Genomic DNA, 1008 nt, shown 5'->3' with positions numbered 1-1008 from the left:
AATAAAAGAAGTAAAAATTCAGCTCTCTTGTACTTAGTTCAAAGATTTTTTATTTCTCTTAGACGGCGTATTATATCATAAAGATTGAATTGAGAAAATAAGAGAAAAAATTATAGGGGTTTTATTAAAACATGTTTTTTCTTACCGAAAGAAAGTTTAATGATTCCTTGTGCATTGATATCTTCTTCGCGAATAAGATGTGTTTCATCCTCAATAATGTGATCATTGACACGAACTCCTCCACCTTGAATATGTCGGCGTGCTTCACTGTTCGATTTAGAAAGTCCTGCTTGTACTAAAAGAATCAGCAATCCAGTACCCATTTTTAAATCATTGGCGTTAATTTCAAAAGTTGGAAGATTTTCTCCGAGAGTTCTTTCTTCAAAAGTTTTACGGGCAGTTTCTGCTACTGCATTTGCAAGATCGCGTCCGTGTAACATTGCTGTAATTTCTGTTGCAAGAATTTTCTTTGCTTCATTAATTTCAGTCCCTTGTAATGCAGAAAGTTTAAGAATCTCGTCCATTGGCAATGGTGTATAAAGCTTTAAAAATCGTGTAACATCAGCATCTTCTGTGTTTCGCCAATATTGCCAAAATTGATAAGGTGACAGCATATCAGCATTAAGCCAGACAGCTCCATTTAATGACTTACCCATTTTTGCACCGGAAGACGTTGTCAGTAATGGTGAAGTGAGAGCATATAATTGTGGTGTTCCTAAGCGATGTCCTAGTTCAATTCCGTTAATAATATTGCCCCATTGATCAGAGCCACCCATTTGCATACGGAGCCCATAACGCTTATAAAGTTCAACAAAATCATAAGCTTGTAGGATCATATAATTAAACTCTAAGAATGATAAAGAATGCTCGCGTTCAAGTCTGAGTCTGACAGAATCAAATGACAACATACGATTAACGGAAAAATGCTTTCCTATATCACGCAAAAATTCTAAGTAGTTTAAGGTGCACAGCCATTCAGCATTATTGACTATGCATGAATCGGTTTCT

At 35.7% G+C, this 1008-nt stretch carries 1 protein-coding gene; it reads right to left on the bottom strand.

The window, feature by feature from the left end; all coding sequences use genetic code 11:
• Nucleotides 1-110: 110 nt before the first annotated feature.
• The coding region (tyrS, locus tag ACFINS_RS09780) for a tyrosine--tRNA ligase (protein ID WP_375706152.1) at nt 111-1008 on the bottom strand (898 nt) is incomplete at its 5' end.

The organism is Bartonella sp. AA2SXKL (assembly GCF_042197205.1).
In the GTDB taxonomy this organism is placed as follows: Bacteria; Pseudomonadota; Alphaproteobacteria; order Rhizobiales; family Rhizobiaceae; genus Bartonella.
The sequence above is the reverse complement of the archived record's forward strand: the minus strand, read 5'-3'. Positions and strand labels throughout refer to the sequence as shown.